Raw genomic sequence first — 15,306 nt, forward strand, 5'->3', positions numbered from 1 at the left:
GGAATATTCCAACAAAGACATATCGAACTCCCGCTCCTACCGTGAGGTAATGACAGAGAATCCGGACGCAGCAGGAGGAACGAGCGGCGGCGGACAGCGACGTGAGCTGACCGCCCGCCTCGCCGTTCCCGAGATGGACTGTCCCTCTTGCGCCCAAAAGGTGGACAAGAGCCTCCAGCGTGTCGACGGCATTACTGACGCCACGCTCCAGCCGACCACCGGCACGGCCAACGTCACGTACGACCCTGATCGGACCAGCGAAGCCGACGTAGTCAAGGCGATTGAAGGCGCCGGCTACGAGGTCGTCGGAGGCTCGGACGCCGAGGGCGAGGATGAGGACAACCAGGCGACCGATGGCGTCGACATCGCGCCACCATCGGAGGTCTGGACGAGTCCTCGCGCGAAGAAGACGTGGCTCGGCGCGGCGTTCGTCACGCTCGGCCTCCTCTTCGAATTCCTCCTCACCGGACAGAACGTCACGGTGGCGAGCGTCCTCGAGTACCCGCTCCACATCGCAGATGTCCTGTTCCTCGGCGCCGTCGCGGCCAGTGGCATCCCGGTCGTCCGTAGCGGGTACTACTCCGCGAAGAACCGAAGCCTCGACATCGACCTGCTGATGGGGACGGCGATCATCGCGGCGACCGGTATCGGCTACTTCGTCGAGGCGGCGACGCTGGCCGTCCTGTTCAGCATCGCCGAGCTGCTCGAGGACTACGCGATGGACAGGGCACGGGACTCCCTGCGCGAGCTGATGGAACTCTCGCCCGACGAGGCGACCGTCCTTCGCGACGGTGAGGAAGTGACCGTTCCCGCCGAGGAGGTCGACGTTGGCGAGACCGTGGTCGTCCGCCCCGGTGACAAGATTCCGTTGGACGGCACGGTCATCGACGGCGAGAGTGCAGTCGACCAGTCGCCGATCACGGGCGAGAGCGTCCCCGTCGACAAGGCTGCCGGTGACGAGGTCTACGCTGGCGCGATCAACGAGGAGGGGTACCTCGAGGTAGAGGTCACCTCGACCGCTGGCGATTCGACGCTCTCGCGCATCATCGAGATGGTCCAGGGCGCACAGGCGAAGAAGACCGAGTCTGAGCAGTTCGTCGACCGCTTCTCCGGCTACTACACACCCCTCGTCGTCGTGCTGGCAATCCTGACCGCCGCTATCCCGCCGCTGGTTATCGCCGACCCCATCTCGGTCGACCTGGCCGGATACGGGTTCACCTTCGCGAGCGACTGGCAGACGTGGTTCATCCGGGGGCTCACCCTGCTGGTGATCGCCTGCCCGTGTGCGTTCGTCATCTCCACACCCGTCTCGGTGGTGTCGGGCATCACCAGCGCCGCGAAGAACGGCGTCCTGATCAAGGGCGGCAACTACCTCGAAGCGATGGGCGAAGTCGATGCCGTCGCGCTCGACAAGACGGGGACGCTCACGAAGGGCGAACTCGCCGTCACCGACGTCGTCCCGGTCGGCGACACCACGGAGGCCGATCTGCTCCGTCGCGCCGCCGGGCTGGAGCGGCGCAGTGAGCACCCCATCGCTGCGGCGATTCTCGCCCGTGCTGAGGAGGCGGGCGTGGGTAACTTGCCCGACCCGACTGGCTTCGAGAGCCTCACGGGGAAGGGCATCCGGGGCGAGATCGACGGCGAGACGTACTATGCGGGCAAGCCCGCGCTCTTCGAGGAGTTGGGCTTCGATCTCTCTCGGGCACGCCGCGAGACGGACGGCGGCGTCGCGGCGGAAGAGGCGGCCGAGTACGACGACGGGGCATTCGCCGAGGACGCGCTCGCCGCACTGGAGCGGGAGGGCAAGACGGTCGTTATCGTCGGGACGGAGTCGGAACTGCTGGGTGCGATCGCCATCGCCGACGAGGTACGCCCGGCCTCGAAGCGGGCTGTCGAACGCCTGCACGAGCTGGGCGTTGAGCGCGTGGTGATGCTGACCGGCGACAACGAGGGCACCGCCCGCGCCATCGCCGAGCAGGTCGGTGTCGATGAGTATCGCGCCGAACTCCTACCCGACGAGAAGGTCGACGCGGTCGAAGAGTTACAGGCGGAGTACGGGGAGGTCGCGATGGTCGGCGACGGCATCAACGACGCCCCCGCGCTCGCCACTGCGGAGGTCGGCATCGCGATGGGCGCCGCCGGCACCGACACCGCCCTCGAAACGGCTGATATTGCGTTGATGGGCGACGACATCGGGAAACTCCCGTACTTGTACGATCTGTCGCATACGGCCAACGGTGTGATCCGGCAGAACATCTGGGCCAGCCTCGGCGTGAAGCTCCTGCTCGCGCTAGGCGTGCCGCTGGGCCTGGTCAGCGTTGCGCTGGCAGTCGTTGTCGGAGATATGGGGATGAGCCTCGGCGTCACCGGGAACGCGATGCGGTTGTCCCGGATTGAGCCCGATCGAATCATCGACGCCTGACTCTGCGGCGGGAAGTGCGGGCAGGACGCTCTTCTTTCGGGACTTACCTCCGCTACATCGAGACAAGTTGTGGTTTGTCTGGGGCAGAAAGGACTGAGCCCCACCGTGGGCTCTGATTTGATGCGCGAGAATCCAGACGACGATCCATTCCACGATTGTGAGTTCGGTCCCGACGCAGTCCTCGGGACGCACACCTTCCACGATGTCCTGTTCACCGACGACACGGAAACCCCGGTAAACGTGCTCACCGGCGAGACGCCCGTACATTCGCAGGCGAGCGTCGAGGAAGCGAAGGCGTTCGCTGCGAGTATTGACACCGACACGCCACAGATCGCACTTCCGGCGTCAGTCGAAACGCAAATCGAGACGCAGAGCAAGCCCTACACTGCAGCTGCGTTCTTCCACTTCAAGGCGACGGGGTCGCTCGAACGACACCGTGCCTACCACGCCGCGTACGACTCGGATGCGTTCACCGTCGACTTCGAGGCCGACTACGAGTCTGGGGACCTGACCATCACTGTCGACCGAGCGAACGACTCCTAAGAATCGACCGCTAGATCAGGTTTTTCGAGTGCCGGCGATGGGTGCCGGCGCAGCAGGAGCAAGCGAGCAACGACTCCCGGTGCGTCGGCGCTTCGAGGTGTTCGAGATGCACATGGTCATTTACAGCCTGGTAGAAGCATCGACAGAAGACGAAGCACTATCCACCGGAAAGACGGTGTTCGACCGCCTGGTCGGCGCGGACCCACACGCTGGCGCAGTCTTCGACTACCACGTGACTTTTGATGAGGAAGACACGTCCGTTGCGGGGAAGGCCCGATGGGGTGAGTTGCCGACTGCAGCCCCCGTCGACTCCGACGATGGCCAAGACCTGCTTGAGCGTGGCTGGGAGGCGACGAAAGAGGAGTTCGAGCGGAATCTCGAACGGGTGAGGGAGGCACTTGACGAACTTTCCGATGAGGAGATCATGCGCGACGAAGAACTCGCTCGGCACGCCTTCCACCAGGTCGGCGCCTACGACGGGCCAACGATCTTCCTGTACAACGAATATGCGAACGGTATCCGTCACCGCGAGCAACTGGATCGAGTGCTGGAGGAGAGCGAGGAGCTCTGGATCGTGCCCGCCGACGTCCACTTCTAACAGATGTCCCGGATCACAAATTGGAAGCGCGAGAGCCGCACGCCCACACTCGCATACCGGAATACCGAGACCGGCGCTCGGGCGGTCTTACACCGAGCACCGGATTCGTACCGCTACAAGTGGCGTGGCGTAATCCTCGTCGACGGCTACCCAGTGTGGTCGCGGGGGTACGAGACGAAGGACGTGAAATCGTTCCGTGACGAGCTCCGTGACCGGCCAGCGCCCGAACTGAGTTGTCCCGAGTGTCTGAACAGCGACGTGGCAATCGGCGGAAAAACGGCTGACGGCGCGAAGGTTCAGCGCTGGGTCGAATGTCGGAGCTGTGGATACGAAGCATCCTCGAGAATCGTGTACGGCGCCGAGCGCTGATTGATGGGAACGTTTCTGCGGTGACGTTTATTTTGGGCCGGGATGGGTGGCCCGTCTCAATCGGGCCAGATCCACAGATGAGTCTGGGAGTCATCGACCGCCACAGCGAAGCACTGTTCGAGTTCCTCTGGTGTCCCGTCTGCGGGCACGAGGTATTCAGTCACATTCCGTTCGAAGGTGTGTTCTGCAAGAACTGCAACACGCAGGTCGAACTCCAAGAATCCCGAGAGACACGTGGCTACGAGGAGGCCGTCCTCGCCTGCTTCGACACCCACTCAACGTGGAACCTCCACGTCGACGAGAAGCTCCGTCGCGACCTACCCGATGGGTCGGCACGGGTGAAGATCCTCGGCGCACCAGGTGCCTACAAGGTCGACTGGTGGAGTCCAGCACCCGGTGATGACTGGGAGCCGGTCGAACGAGGCGAGTTCGACGATGTCGACGAACCAGCCGATATCTCCCATCTCGCGTAGGGGAAAGCAGGTCCTGTGGCTGTTTTTCACCCCCTGAGGGGTGCGGGGGTGCTCGAACGAGCAGCTCCCGAACAGACCGATGAGTAAACCTAGCGACACACACTCGCACGAACAGACACACCCAGCGAACGACTGCGAAATCGCCTACGTCGGGTATCGGCAGAGCGGGCGGGCTATCGTTGAGAAACGTCCCGGCCAAGAACGGCTCACGCCAGAGCGGAGTCTCGCGCTGGTGAACCACAGTCCCTCGGGATTCGAATGGGGATACGGTGGTAGTGGTCCGGCACAACTCGCGCTCGCACTCCTCCTCGATTACACGGATGACGAAGCGTTCGCTCTCGACCACTACCAGGCATTCAAAACCGAGGTCGTGAGCCAGCTGGGCTGCGCGGGGTCCGACGAGTACTGGCGACTCACCTCTAGCGAGATCGACGCAGCCCTTCGTGAGACGACTGGCGAGCCAGTCGCACCGACCATCAACTAACGATCACAAAGAGCAATCCATGGCAGAACCCACTCAGCAGTCGCACACGCCCGCCGAATCGACGGAGAACACTGAGCGACAGGCACCAACCGAGTACGTCGAGCGAAGCGATGTCGGCGTCTCACTCACCGTGAAGCTCACTCGCGGCACTGGCACCCGCGATCAGGACAAAATCGTGGCCAAAGCGAAAGGCAAGACGCTCGAAGATGCCCGCGAGGACATGGAAATCCTCCGGGAGTACATCCACGATCTTGCTGAGGACGCTCGCCAAATCCAGCCAGCAGATCTACACGAATAGTAATTCTTTTGGGTGTTGCACAGAATTGTGTAATCATAGGATGTACGAAGTATGCGGTGAAAAGGAACTCAAGGTCATCCTCGCGCTTGATCAAGGCGATTCCATCTCCGGCGTCGCGCGAAAGATCGACGAGAACCGCGAGACGATTCGGCGCGTCGTGAATCGCCTTGAGGAGGCGGACTACGTCGCGTACGATCATGGCCTCCAGCTCCTCGATCAGACGCTCCGCGACGTCGGTCTCGAGTTCCTGGCGGCCGCAGCAGACATCTCGCCGCCGTCGATCTCGGAGGCGTACGTCCTCCCGCAGTTCGCTGGCATGAACTACGCGTTCACCGCCATCGATGCGGTCTACGTCTGGACCCGCGGTGGCTACCAGGTCGCTCGCGACACAGAGGACTATCCGCTGTTCATCGCCGTCCACGAATCCGAACTCGACGCCTGGACGTCGTTCTTCAACCAATTCGGAATCCCGACTACAGAAGAGCGCCAGCCCGCTGACGATCTCGATGGCACCATCCAAGTCGTTCTGGAGCCACGGTCACAGATCGAGGCCGAGATGGTCGACGGACGGCCCGTCATCCCGCTTCAGGAAACCGTGGCGTTCGCAAACGAGTACTACGCGACCTTCGAGTCGGCACTCGATATGCTCGGCCGGATGTACGACGACATCGACACTGACGCAGCCTACCGGATGGAGCCAGCCTGAACATGAGTCAAGAAGACCGAAGCGAGGCACTCATCGAAGTGCTCGAAGAGCTGGAACAGTCCGATATCGGATTCGTCCTCGTTGGCGGCTACGCAATCAGTCAGTTCGAGGCGCGGTTCTCGACCGACCTCGACCGCCTCGGCTGCCGACAAACCAAGGCAGAGTGGTCGTTCGACTATCTGCGCACACACAGTTCTCCGACGACGATATCAGGCGGCACTCAGTCGACGACGGCACGAGCAGCCGACGGGGAAGTACTCGTCGCGGCCAAGCTCCATAGTGGTCGGAAAACGGATCTCGCTGACGTCCTCGCTGCGATCCCGTCGATCAACCTCGACATGGTCGAGACGCACCTGCATCGCGGCGATGCTGACGCCCTTCGTGATCAGCTCAGTGAGGCACAAACGTTCATCGAAGAGGGCGGGCTCGATCACCGCTTCAAGAGTATGTTCGGTCAATCATCAGCCTCGGCAGAGGATATCGAGACGCTGCTCGAATTCCTCAAGCGACAACAGGAGTGAGATAGCGCTCACTGTGACAGCAACAGCGGCGGTATCTGTGAGTGGCCGTCGCCGAAGTTGCGCTAGGACGGAAATGAGCAGGTGCTGTTTGTCGTCGCCTTGAGGGCGCGGAGGCGAACACCAGTGAGTGACTCATCAGATCAATCTGTAGAATCGGGTGGCCTAACACCAGAACAGCGTCTCGAACCACCGAACACGCGCCTCATTAACGCCGGTATCGTGACGATTCACGATATGGAGACGCTGCGAGCGTGTGTCGCCTACGAGAACACGAATCAGCAGCGTGTTCGGATTCTTCGCCAGCTCAAGCAGCAGGCCGACGAAATCCGCTCACAGGACTGAATCACTGCTCATGGAGGCTGTTTTTCACCCCCAGTAGGGGTGCGGGGTACTCGACCACCCGCGTTCGACACATGAAAACAGATCTGACCGACGGTCCCAGAACAGAAGTACAGACTGAGAGCGACCCCTGCCCGACGAACAGAGACCACGTCGAGTATGTGGGGATGCGCGTCGGCGACAGAGCGGTCGTACTCAACCTCACCGAACACGAACGACTCGCCCCCGACCGAAGCCTCGATCTCATACGACAGAGCCTGTCGGGATTCGAATGGGGCGACACTGGCAGTGGTTCGGCACAGCTCGCCTGTGAACTCCTCCTCGATTACTACGACGACGAAGCCGTCGCCTCCCAGCACTACATCCAATTTTGCGATGACGTGGTGAGCCAGCTGGAGTGCACTGGACCAGCTAATTGCTGGCATCTCACCGGCAACGACATCGAGGCTGCACTCGCTGACTGTAACGAGCACCACGCTCTCACGCCGGACGGTGGCATCCCGTCGTCGTCGCTACCGGCGAATTGGAGTGTCGTAAACCGAACAGATCGGACGGTCTTCCAGCGTCGAGACATCGACCACTACGTCGTCCTTGGCGAAGGGAGTACAGAGTGGCTGATCGTACTCTGTGCGCAGGGCGACAGAGCGTATCCCGCCCCGCTCGATCATCGAACCCTGCCGGTCGGAACTACTCCTGCTCCCGCCGTGCAGGAACTGGTCACTGAGAGCAACAACCTCGTCGAGCCGGAGGAAGAAGCCTGATGGAGACCCTTCGCCTCTCCCGAAGCGCATTCCAGCTCATCGGACGCCCTGTCGAGGCGCTGGAGCGCATCGGCCGGGAACTCAAACGATACAACGACCGGCACGAGCGAACAGCTGAGGAAGACACCGACGACTCATGACCAGCGAAGCGACTCTCGGTGAGTTCAAGGTCGAGGAGTCGTCCGGTGAGTCCCGCTCGCCCTCACTTGAAGAACGCCTTCTCACTCCGATCTCACCGTCCGTCGGACTACGGCTGATTCCCGGTCGAGGTGATTCACTCTATCTCCAGAACCGAGGCACGGAGCGGTACCTCTTCCGTGACGAACACGACCGGTGGTTCGTTCTCCAACCGTCCGCAAAAGACTCAGAAACGGCGTTCGTACGCTGGGTGTACCTCCCGAATGACAAACCCGAACGATTGGCGCGGGCAGCGCTTCGACGACGGACGGTGGTCGGCTACGACTACGTTCGGCGGGGGGCTGCTCCCACTCCAGTTAGATCGACGGTGACGGCAATGTTCGTTGCGGAACGCTGGCCCGAGACGACCTACGAGTGCGGATCGTGCGAGGCACTGTTCGACTCGGCACGAAACCACGCGCTCCACTGCTGGAACGCCCATCCGTGGGTACCGAACCCAGAGCAGGTACGTCGCCGACGTAGGGCCGACGAGTAAGTCAGAGAATCAAAGACAGGTGTCGAGACCATTCAAGAGAGTAACCAACAACGCTGGGATATCGGGGGAGCTGTTGGGTAAGTAGTAGTTGTTTTTGCGCCCGTGAGAGGGGCCCAAGGCGCATGACGAGAGTGATTCCAAGAGGCAATGAGCTGAAGCTCGAACTCCCTCATATCTCAGCTGTTCTCTGTTGCCCACTCAAGTAACGGTTCCAGGCGTGTTCGAACCTCGTCGCCGTCGTCCGTCAGCGCATACTCGACACGTGGCGGGATTTCGTTGTACTGCGTCCGTGAAACGAGACCCGCCTCCTCGAATTCGTCGAGGCGTTTCGAGATCGTGGACGTACTCGCGGTCGGGAGGTGCTCCTCAATCTCCGCGAACCGCAGTGCATCGTGTGCGCCGATGATGCTGACGAGTTGCATCGCGTATTTCCGGCTCAACGTGTCGATAACTCCTGTGAGCGGGCAGTAGCACGTGCCGTCGATATCGCACGCGGGCGCCGATGAAGTAGTATCTGCCATAGCTTCGTGGCCTCCAACCTACTCCATAGCTTCGGACTCTGGAGTATAAGAACTTCCTGTCGTAAAGTATCGGTATAGATGACTCACACCTCCGACTATGATCTCGTGATCCTCGGCGGCGGAGCCGCTGCCTTCGCCGCCATCACTGAAGCAAGCCGGCGGGACCTCTCGACGGCGATGGTGAATACGGGCTTGCCCATCGGCGGGACGTGCGTGAACGTCGGCTGTGTCCCGAGTAAGCATCTGCTCGCCGTCGCCGAGAGTAGTGCTGCAGCGTCGGAGAACCCCTTCGACGCCGTCACATATCCCGAAGAGCCGACTGTCGACTGGGCCGACGCCCTCGACGGCACCGGCGAACTCATCGAACGGTTCCGGCAGGAGAACTACGTCGACGTCGCTGAGCACTTCGAGACCGACATCTACGAGGGGTACGGCCAGCTGGTCGACGATACGACCATCGAGGTCGTCGACGGCGCCGACGAGGGCGCGCACATTACTGGGAAGAAGGCGCTCGTCGCGACGGGCAGTTCACCGTGGGCGCCGCCCATCGACGGGCTCGACGACGTCGACTACTACACGAGCGAGACCATCCTCGAGGAGGGCGACCTCCCCGAGAGCATCGTGATCCTTGGTGGCGGATACATCGCGCTGGAGTGGGGCCAGATCCTCCACCGTGTCGGCGTCGACGTAACCATCCTCCAGCGCTCCGGTCACGTGCTCTCAGATATGGAAGGTCAGCTCGGCCGGGAGATGCAACGAGCCTTCAATGAGGAGGGAATCGACGTCGTGACCAGTAACGACTTCCAGCAGGTTCAGGATGTGGCTACCGACAGTGGTGCTGACCCTGGTCAGAAGTGCGTCGCTGTGGAGACTGTCATCGAGGGCGAGGAGCAAGCGTTCACCGCAGAGGCGTTATTCGTCGCAACCGGCGTCCAGCCCAACAGCGAGGACATCGGCTTGGAAGCAGTCGGCGTCGAGACCGAATCCGATGGCGCGATTCGCGTCGACGAGCATTTCCAGACGACCAATCCCGACATCTACGCGGCTGGCGACGTGATCGGCGAGCCCGAACTGGAGACGGTCGCCGCCAAGGAGGGCAATCACGCCGTCAAGAACGCCTTCGGGGACGAGGGCGTCAGCATCGACTACGATGCAGTCCCCGCAGTCGTGTTCACCAGTCCCGAGGTAGCAGTCGTTGGGACAACTGAACGCGAATATATGGACGAACACGGTACCTGTTCCTGCCGGACGGTTCAGATGGAAGATGTCCCTCGGGCAAAGGCCGTCAAGAACACGGATGGACTCGTCCAGGTGGTGAAGCACCACGAGACCGACGAGATTGTTGGCGTCCACATGGTCGGCCCCCGCGCCGCCGACATGATCATGGAAGCCACGCTGGCTGTGAAGTTCGGTCTCACCGTCGACGACATCATCGATACTGTCCACCCGTTCCCGACGTTCTCCGAGGCGTTCAAACAAGCCTGTCAGGCCTTCCGCCGGGATACGTCCAAGATGAGCTGCTGTATCGAGTGAGCCTTAGTCGTCGGTCGAGAATACGTCGTCAAGTGTGCCGCTATCGCCTAATTCGATGAGGGCACGGTTCAGGAGTTCGCGAACGATGAACTCCTCGTAGTGCTGGGTGTCGCAGTACTCACAGGGCTTCATCTCGCGGGCGACCGCCTCGATCTCAGTACCGTGTTTCGTATACAGCGTCTCAATGAGGGATGCCAACTCCTCGGACGTGGTGGACTGCGCCCCCGCAAGGGTTTCGTCTGCTTCCTCCGGGAGCTCATAGGAGAAGACCCGCGTGTTCGACTTGTAGAACTTCCGCGTTCCGCCGCCGGCTTCCTCGAGCCGGGCGATCTCGATCATCCCCGCATCCTTCAGAACGTTCACGTGGTGGCGCACAGTCGTCTCAGCCTTCTCCTCACCGCGACGATGCAGTTCGTCGTGAATCTCTTCGATCGTCATTTCTTCGGCAGCGAGCATATCGAGAATCTTCGCCCGAACGTCGTTCTCCAACGCTTTCGCTTTCTCCGGGGCCGTCGTCACGACTTCACGGATCGGCACGTCGGATTCGAGGAGCGCCATTCTTGTGAGGACGTAGGGGAACGACGATAGTAAGAGTAACGCAACACACTCGACAGCAGTCTTAGTTATTCGATACCGCTATAGCTCTAGTCGTAATGGTTATCCAATTCGCTGGGTAACTAGCGACCACGATGGGAACAACACAGGAACAATTCAACGTCGGGGGGATGTCCTGCTCGTTCTGTGCCGAGAGCATCAAGAAGGCCTACAGCCGGACCGACGGCGTCGAGGACGTCGACGTGAGTCTCGCCCACGAGGAGGTCCTCGTTCAGTACGACGACAACATCCTGAGTGAAGTCGAAGTGAAGGGCACGCTCCGGGATCTCGGTTATACCATCCGCGACCCGGACAAAGCGAAGCGATACGAGCAACAGCAGGCCGAACTCGCCGACGGCAAGCACCGTCTCCTGCTCGCCGGCGGCGCGTCCATCGTCGTTGCCGCGCTGATGGGCTGGATGATCGTCGTGATGGGACGCTTCGAGTCGGCATCTCTCGTAATGGATCTGGTGACGCTGGGGCTGGCGCTGGGGACGATGTTCGTTCCTGGACGGTATATCAAACAGAAGGCGTTCCAGAGCCTGCGCCGGGGGATCTTCAACCAGCACGTCCTCCTGGAAGCGGGCGCGTTCGCCGGGCTCGTCGGTGGACTGCTTGGCCTGTTCGTGTTCCCGAGCTTCCCGACCGTCCACTTCTTCGCCGTTTCCGTGTTCATCACCACCTACCACATCCTCTCGGAGTACACCAGCCTCATCGTCCGCACGCGGGCTTCCCAAGCCGTCCAAGGCCTTCTCGACCTCCAGCCCGACACGGCACGCCGCATCGGTGAGGACGGTGACGTCGAGGAAGTCCCCCTCGACGGCCTCGACGTCGGCGACTACGTCCGGGTCAAGCCCGGCGAGAACATCCCTGTCGACGGTGAGGTCGTCGAGGGTAAATCCGCAGTCGACGAGTCGGTTGCCACCGGCGAGTCCATCCCCGAGGAGAAGGCCGAAGGCGACGAGGTGATCGGCGGCAGTGTCAACGAGACCGGGACGCTGCTCATCGAGGTAACTGCCACCGGCGAGGACGCATTTCTCAATCAAGTAGCCCGCGAAATCGAGGAAGCACGCGCTATGAAGCCCGGCATCATCCAGCTCGCCGACCGCGTGCTCAAGTACTTCGTCCCGGGCGTCTTGACGATCGCTGCACTCTCATTCCTCTTCTGGATGATCGCACCGCTCGCGTGGGGCGGAGGTCCGAACATCCAGCGCGGGGCGTTCGCAGCGCTGGCGGTCCTCGTGCTCGGCTATCCATGTGCGCTCGGGATGGCGACACCGCTCGCGCTAATTCGGGGCGGCGGGAAGGCCGCTGACCGAGGCATCCTGATGCGCTCCGGTGACGCCTTCCAGATATTTCCCGACGTCGACCACATCGTGTTGGACAAGACCGGCACCATCACCGTCGGCGAACCCGCCGTTAGTGAGGTCGTCGCGTTCGGTGCCGACGAGGTGGATGTACTCACGACTGCGGCCAGTGCAGAGGCCTTCTCCGAGCACCCGCTCGCCGATGCGATCCTCGAGGCCGCCGACGAGCAAGATGTCGAGTACGCTGACCCCGATGCCTTCGGCTCCGTGACCGGCAAGGGCGTCCGGGCAACCGTGGCCAGCGACGACGTACTGGTCGGGAAACCGGGATGGCTCAGCGACGAGGGAATCGACCTGTCGAAGGGAGACGCCGATATTGAGCGACTCCAAGGCCGCGGCCTCACCGTTGCTGGAGTTGTTCGTGGCGGTGACCTCATCGGCCTGATCGGCATCGGCGACGAAATCAAAGCCGATGCCGCCGAGACGATCCGGCGGATGCGCGACGCCGACATCACGCCCGTGATGATCACCGGCGACAACGAACGCACCGCGAACGCGGTCGCCAAAGAGATCGGCATCGGCCGGGTTATGGCCGACGTCCTCCCTGACGAGAAACGCGAGGAGATCGGGCGCCTGCAGGAAGCCGACCACCGCGTGGCGATGGTCGGCGATGGCATCAACGACGCTCCTGCACTCACGCAGGCGGACATCGGCATCGCCATCGGCGCTGGGACCGACATCGCCATCGAGTCGGCGGATATCGTCCTGATGGGTGACCGGCTTGGTGGCGTGATGGACGCCTACGAGATCGGGAAAGAGAGCTACCGGAAGACCCGCCAGAACCTCGCGACGGCCTTCGCGTTCAACGGGGTCGGTGTCGCCGCCGCGACGACCGGGCTCGTCCACCCAGTGTTCGCGATGCTCGCGATGGTGCTGTCTGTCTCGGCCGTCCTCGCCAACAGCTTCGCTGGTCAGCTCCTCTCGGGCGAGGGTGTCAACACCAAATTCGCCCTCGACGAACGCACCGACGGCGAGCGGGAAGACGGCCGAGCGGCGGCCGATTAGGCCTTGACGTCGTAGCCAGCCTGTTCGATTGCCGCGTTCACGTCGTCGTCTGCGACTCCATCCTCGAGAACCACGTCGACCGTGTCAGCTTCGTGGTCGGCCTCGACCCGACTCACACCGTCGAGGTTTCGCAGGGCGGTCTCCACGTTCTGTTCGCACCCGTTGCACGACATCCCGGTGACGGAGATCGTCTTTCGCTCCATACGGGCCTGTAAACACTCGCGGGGAATGACCATTACGGTAGCTGTTGTATCGGTTTTACCCTATGAGAGGTGGGGCGTTATCGTCCGGAGAGTTGTTTGTGTCGGCCCCAACGGGGGTGGAGGCTCTTTGAGATGGGGTCCACTGACGAGCAAGAGAGTAACGAATTCTCGCCAGAGAAGCGGCTTGAAGCATCGAACACGCGCCTGATCAAGGCAGGAATCGCGACGATTCCGGATATGGAAACCCTCCAAGAGTGTGTTGCCTACGAGAACGCCAACCAGAATCGAACGCAGATCCTGCGCCGGCTCAAGTGGAAGGCTGAAGAGCTACGTGAGGGCGAAGAGTAAGCTCTATCCTTAACCAACACACTCCACGTGGGTTTCCCCATTGTTGGTTAACAGGGTGTGCCTCAGTTTTTCGGCCCCCTCGATGGGTGCGAGGCAGCCAGCAGCGGCCTCGCGGGATCGAATAGAAGCTCAGTCAGCATCAACAGGTAACGACTCACAAACACGAGAACTGACATTCAAATACCAAGCCGGGACCAAACTGAGTGATTCAATCACATCACAAATCATGGGCAAGAAGCTGTACTCAGACGAAGAACTCCTCAATCGTCTCCGGGAATTCGCGTCGGAACTCGGGCGGCCCCCGTCGCAGAATGAGATGAACGAGTCCGGCACTCATGCCGCAAAGACCTACGCGGACCGTTTCGGGTCGTGGAATGAAGCGCTCAAGACTGCCGACCTTGAGACGGGAACAAACGAACCAAACGGAAGACCAGCGACACCGAAAGCCGATCTTCTTGTGGACCTCAAATCAGTCGCTGAAATCGTAGGAGAGGCACCTTCAGAGCGAACCTACAGAAGTTACGGGAAGTACTCGGTGAAAACGTACTGCAAGCGATTCGGCGGGTGGAACTCAGCTCTACGGGCAGCTGGGTTGGAGCCCAACGTTGAACTGAATCTCTCCGAAGAAGCACTTATTGCTGCTCTACAGGAGTTCGCTGAGGAACTTGGCCGCCCACCCACGACAGACGAGATGGATCAAGATGGTCCGTACACCTCGGATCCGTACAAACGGGCCTTCGGAAATTGGAATCAGGCTCTTCAGAGGGCTGGCTTAGAAATAAACTATACACGAAACGTGAGTGAAGACACTCTGCTGTCTGAACTCAAGAGACTCAGCGAAGAGTTGGGACACATTCCGCGCAAAGAGGAGATGCAGGACCAGGGAAAATGGAGCGGATCGGTCTACCAGAAGCGGTTCGGTTCTTGGAACGAGGCGCTTACAGCCGCTGGCTTCGAGCCAAATACCCGGTGGCGAATTCCACGTGAGGGTTTATTGACCGAATTGCGAGAGCTCGCCGAAGAGTTGGGTCATCCGCCGACAACGGGTGAGATGATTAAACACGGGGAATTCACGACCCAGCCGTATCGGCGCGTATTCGGATCATGGCGAACAGCCCTACAGGCGGCCGATCCAGACTATTTAGACGACTACCGCCAGTCAAATACCGAGACAGTACCGTTCGGCTCGAACTGGCCACAGATTCGTGAGGAAATCATTACCCGTGACAATGAATCCTGTCTGCGCTGCGGTATGGGCCGCGAAGCTCACCGCGATAAATTCGGACGTGATCTCCCGGTTCATCATAGGATCCCTCGACGCCGGTTCTACAACGACCCAGACCGGTCGGTCGACGATGCAGATGTACCGAGTAACCTGTTGACTCTCTGTATCCCGTGCCACCGCCGCCTCGAACGGCTTCCAGTCCAACCAGTGGTTGACTAACAAGCGAAGTTCCACGTTCAGCACGATAGTCTGCCGGCGAGCAGAGCGTCTACCTCCCGCCGGCGTGACTTCGCGACCTGTTTTTCGTGCCCCCAGAGAGGGCG

The 15,306-nt window shown here is 61.1% G+C and carries 20 protein-coding genes; 17 read left to right on the forward strand and 3 right to left on the reverse strand.

What is annotated here, in order from left to right:
- Nucleotides 1-49 precede the first annotated feature (49 nt).
- The 13 genes from NDI86_RS19855 to NDI86_RS19915 all read left to right on the forward strand — a co-directional run bounded on the left by NDI86_RS19855 (nt 50) and on the right by NDI86_RS19915 (nt 8,187).
- A complete protein-coding gene (locus NDI86_RS19855; protein ID WP_310902049.1) occupies nt 50-2,422 on the forward strand; it encodes a heavy metal translocating P-type ATPase in 2,373 nt (790 codons plus the stop codon).
- A 120-nt stretch (nt 2,423-2,542) separates the two neighbouring features.
- A complete protein-coding gene (locus NDI86_RS19860) occupies nt 2,543-2,965 on the forward strand; it encodes a DUF8025 family protein (protein ID WP_220619921.1) in 423 nt (140 codons plus the stop codon).
- A 106-nt stretch (nt 2,966-3,071) separates the two neighbouring features.
- Nucleotides 3,072-3,563: a DUF7995 family protein gene (locus NDI86_RS19865; RefSeq protein ID WP_220619932.1), complete on the forward strand. Its 492-nt coding sequence runs from the start codon at nt 3,072-3,074 to the stop codon at nt 3,561-3,563.
- Between the two features lie 3 nt (nt 3,564-3,566).
- The gene (locus NDI86_RS19870; RefSeq protein ID WP_220619920.1) at nt 3,567-3,932 is read left to right on the forward strand and encodes a DUF7568 family protein; all 366 of its coding nucleotides are present in this window, start codon (nt 3,567-3,569) and stop codon (nt 3,930-3,932) included.
- 77 nt (nt 3,933-4,009) lie between these two features.
- Complete coding sequence (locus NDI86_RS19875; protein ID WP_220619919.1) at nt 4,010-4,405, forward strand: DUF7567 family protein; 396 nt, start codon at nt 4,010-4,012, stop codon at nt 4,403-4,405.
- A gap of 79 nt (nt 4,406-4,484) precedes the next feature.
- A complete protein-coding gene (locus NDI86_RS19880) occupies nt 4,485-4,889 on the forward strand; it encodes a DUF6166 domain-containing protein (RefSeq protein ID WP_220619918.1) in 405 nt (134 codons plus the stop codon).
- A gap of 19 nt (nt 4,890-4,908) precedes the next feature.
- Entirely contained in the window at nt 4,909-5,187 is a 279-nt protein-coding gene (locus NDI86_RS19885; RefSeq protein WP_220619917.1) for a DUF7389 domain-containing protein, read from the forward strand.
- A gap of 40 nt (nt 5,188-5,227) precedes the next feature.
- Complete coding sequence (locus NDI86_RS19890; RefSeq protein WP_220619916.1) at nt 5,228-5,893, forward strand: helix-turn-helix domain-containing protein; 666 nt, start codon at nt 5,228-5,230, stop codon at nt 5,891-5,893.
- Nucleotides 5,894-5,895: 2 nt separating this feature from the next.
- Nucleotides 5,896-6,414 carry a hypothetical protein gene (locus tag NDI86_RS19895; RefSeq protein ID WP_220619915.1) on the forward strand — a complete coding sequence of 173 codons (519 nt, stop codon included), beginning with the start codon at nt 5,896-5,898 and terminating at the stop codon, nt 6,412-6,414.
- 123 nt (nt 6,415-6,537) lie between these two features.
- Nucleotides 6,538-6,756 (forward strand): DUF8129 domain-containing protein, encoded by a 219-nt coding sequence (locus NDI86_RS19900; protein WP_220619914.1) that lies wholly within the window; start codon nt 6,538-6,540, stop codon nt 6,754-6,756.
- A 71-nt stretch (nt 6,757-6,827) separates the two neighbouring features.
- On the forward strand, nt 6,828-7,514 hold the full coding sequence (locus tag NDI86_RS19905) for a DUF6166 domain-containing protein (RefSeq protein ID WP_220619913.1): 687 nt from the start codon (nt 6,828-6,830) through the stop codon (nt 7,512-7,514).
- Entirely contained in the window at nt 7,514-7,654 is a 141-nt protein-coding gene (locus tag NDI86_RS19910; RefSeq protein WP_220619912.1) for a hypothetical protein, read from the forward strand. The genes NDI86_RS19905 and NDI86_RS19910 overlap by 1 nt, the downstream gene beginning before the upstream one ends.
- On the forward strand, nt 7,651-8,187 hold the full coding sequence (locus NDI86_RS19915) for a hypothetical protein (protein WP_220619911.1): 537 nt from the start codon (nt 7,651-7,653) through the stop codon (nt 8,185-8,187). Before NDI86_RS19910 ends, NDI86_RS19915 begins: the two co-directional genes overlap by 4 nt.
- Nucleotides 8,188-8,363: 176 nt before the next feature.
- Here the strand turns inward: NDI86_RS19915 and NDI86_RS19920 are convergent, their stop codons facing one another.
- The gene (locus NDI86_RS19920) at nt 8,364-8,708 is read right to left on the reverse strand and encodes a winged helix-turn-helix transcriptional regulator (RefSeq protein ID WP_220619910.1); all 345 of its coding nucleotides are present in this window, start codon (nt 8,706-8,708) and stop codon (nt 8,364-8,366) included.
- Nucleotides 8,709-8,786: 78 nt separating this feature from the next.
- On the opposite strand from NDI86_RS19920, the gene merA reads away from it, so the two are divergent.
- The gene (merA, locus tag NDI86_RS19925) at nt 8,787-10,241 is read left to right on the forward strand and encodes a mercury(II) reductase (protein WP_310898195.1); all 1,455 of its coding nucleotides are present in this window, start codon (nt 8,787-8,789) and stop codon (nt 10,239-10,241) included.
- Between the two features lie 3 nt (nt 10,242-10,244).
- Here merA and NDI86_RS19930 read toward each other — a convergent pair whose 3' ends face one another.
- A complete protein-coding gene (locus tag NDI86_RS19930; RefSeq protein WP_220619908.1) occupies nt 10,245-10,799 on the reverse strand; it encodes an ArsR/SmtB family transcription factor in 555 nt (184 codons plus the stop codon).
- A gap of 131 nt (nt 10,800-10,930) precedes the next feature.
- On the opposite strand from NDI86_RS19930, the gene NDI86_RS19935 reads away from it, so the two are divergent.
- Nucleotides 10,931-13,207 carry a heavy metal translocating P-type ATPase gene (locus tag NDI86_RS19935; RefSeq protein WP_310902051.1) on the forward strand — a complete coding sequence of 759 codons (2,277 nt, stop codon included), beginning with the start codon at nt 10,931-10,933 and terminating at the stop codon, nt 13,205-13,207.
- On the opposite strand, the gene NDI86_RS19940 is transcribed toward NDI86_RS19935, so the two are convergent.
- Nucleotides 13,204-13,410: a heavy-metal-associated domain-containing protein gene (locus NDI86_RS19940; protein ID WP_137783042.1), complete on the reverse strand. Its 207-nt coding sequence runs from the start codon at nt 13,408-13,410 to the stop codon at nt 13,204-13,206. The two genes, NDI86_RS19935 and NDI86_RS19940, sit on opposite strands and share 4 nt — an antisense overlap.
- 132 nt (nt 13,411-13,542) lie before the next feature.
- Here NDI86_RS19940 and NDI86_RS19945 point away from each other — a divergent pair, with 132 nt between their 5' ends.
- Nucleotides 13,543-13,758 (forward strand): DUF8129 domain-containing protein, encoded by a 216-nt coding sequence (locus NDI86_RS19945; RefSeq protein WP_144800152.1) that lies wholly within the window; start codon nt 13,543-13,545, stop codon nt 13,756-13,758.
- A 226-nt stretch (nt 13,759-13,984) separates the two neighbouring features.
- Nucleotides 13,985-15,202, forward strand: coding sequence for a homing endonuclease associated repeat-containing protein (locus NDI86_RS19950; protein ID WP_144800151.1), 1,218 nt, complete (start codon nt 13,985-13,987; stop codon nt 15,200-15,202).
- The last annotated feature ends 104 nt before the right edge of the window (nt 15,203-15,306 follow it).

Origin of the sequence: Haloarcula onubensis (assembly GCF_031624605.1) — an archaeon.
Classification (GTDB): Archaea; Halobacteriota; Halobacteria; order Halobacteriales; family Haloarculaceae; genus Haloarcula; species Haloarcula onubensis.

Excerpts from the sequence above, each read along its gene's own strand:
- NDI86_RS19855 (WP_310902049.1), top strand. The coding sequence starts at position 50 with ATGACAGAGAATCCGGACGCAGCAGGAGGAACGAGCGGCGGCGGACAG.
- NDI86_RS19860 (WP_220619921.1), top strand. The coding sequence starts at position 2,543 with ATGCGCGAGAATCCAGACGACGATCCATTCCACGATTGTGAGTTCGGT.
- NDI86_RS19865 (WP_220619932.1), top strand. The coding sequence starts at position 3,072 with ATGCACATGGTCATTTACAGCCTGGTAGAAGCATCGACAGAAGACGAA.
- NDI86_RS19870 (WP_220619920.1), top strand. The coding sequence starts at position 3,567 with ATGTCCCGGATCACAAATTGGAAGCGCGAGAGCCGCACGCCCACACTC.
- NDI86_RS19875 (WP_220619919.1), top strand. The coding sequence starts at position 4,010 with ATGAGTCTGGGAGTCATCGACCGCCACAGCGAAGCACTGTTCGAGTTC.
- NDI86_RS19880 (WP_220619918.1), top strand. The coding sequence starts at position 4,485 with ATGAGTAAACCTAGCGACACACACTCGCACGAACAGACACACCCAGCG.
- NDI86_RS19885 (WP_220619917.1), top strand. The coding sequence starts at position 4,909 with ATGGCAGAACCCACTCAGCAGTCGCACACGCCCGCCGAATCGACGGAG.
- NDI86_RS19890 (WP_220619916.1), top strand. The coding sequence starts at position 5,228 with ATGTACGAAGTATGCGGTGAAAAGGAACTCAAGGTCATCCTCGCGCTT.
- NDI86_RS19895 (WP_220619915.1), top strand. The coding sequence starts at position 5,896 with ATGAGTCAAGAAGACCGAAGCGAGGCACTCATCGAAGTGCTCGAAGAG.
- NDI86_RS19905 (WP_220619913.1), top strand. The coding sequence starts at position 6,828 with ATGAAAACAGATCTGACCGACGGTCCCAGAACAGAAGTACAGACTGAG.
- NDI86_RS19910 (WP_220619912.1), top strand. The coding sequence starts at position 7,514 with ATGGAGACCCTTCGCCTCTCCCGAAGCGCATTCCAGCTCATCGGACGC.
- NDI86_RS19915 (WP_220619911.1), top strand. The coding sequence starts at position 7,651 with ATGACCAGCGAAGCGACTCTCGGTGAGTTCAAGGTCGAGGAGTCGTCC.
- NDI86_RS19920 (WP_220619910.1), bottom strand. The coding sequence starts at position 8,708 with ATGGCAGATACTACTTCATCGGCGCCCGCGTGCGATATCGACGGCACG.
- merA (WP_310898195.1), top strand. The coding sequence starts at position 8,787 with ATGACTCACACCTCCGACTATGATCTCGTGATCCTCGGCGGCGGAGCC.
- NDI86_RS19930 (WP_220619908.1), bottom strand. The coding sequence starts at position 10,799 with ATGGCGCTCCTCGAATCCGACGTGCCGATCCGTGAAGTCGTGACGACG.
- NDI86_RS19935 (WP_310902051.1), top strand. The coding sequence starts at position 10,931 with ATGGGAACAACACAGGAACAATTCAACGTCGGGGGGATGTCCTGCTCG.
- NDI86_RS19940 (WP_137783042.1), bottom strand. The coding sequence starts at position 13,410 with ATGGAGCGAAAGACGATCTCCGTCACCGGGATGTCGTGCAACGGGTGC.
- NDI86_RS19945 (WP_144800152.1), top strand. The coding sequence starts at position 13,543 with ATGGGGTCCACTGACGAGCAAGAGAGTAACGAATTCTCGCCAGAGAAG.
- NDI86_RS19950 (WP_144800151.1), top strand. The coding sequence starts at position 13,985 with ATGGGCAAGAAGCTGTACTCAGACGAAGAACTCCTCAATCGTCTCCGG.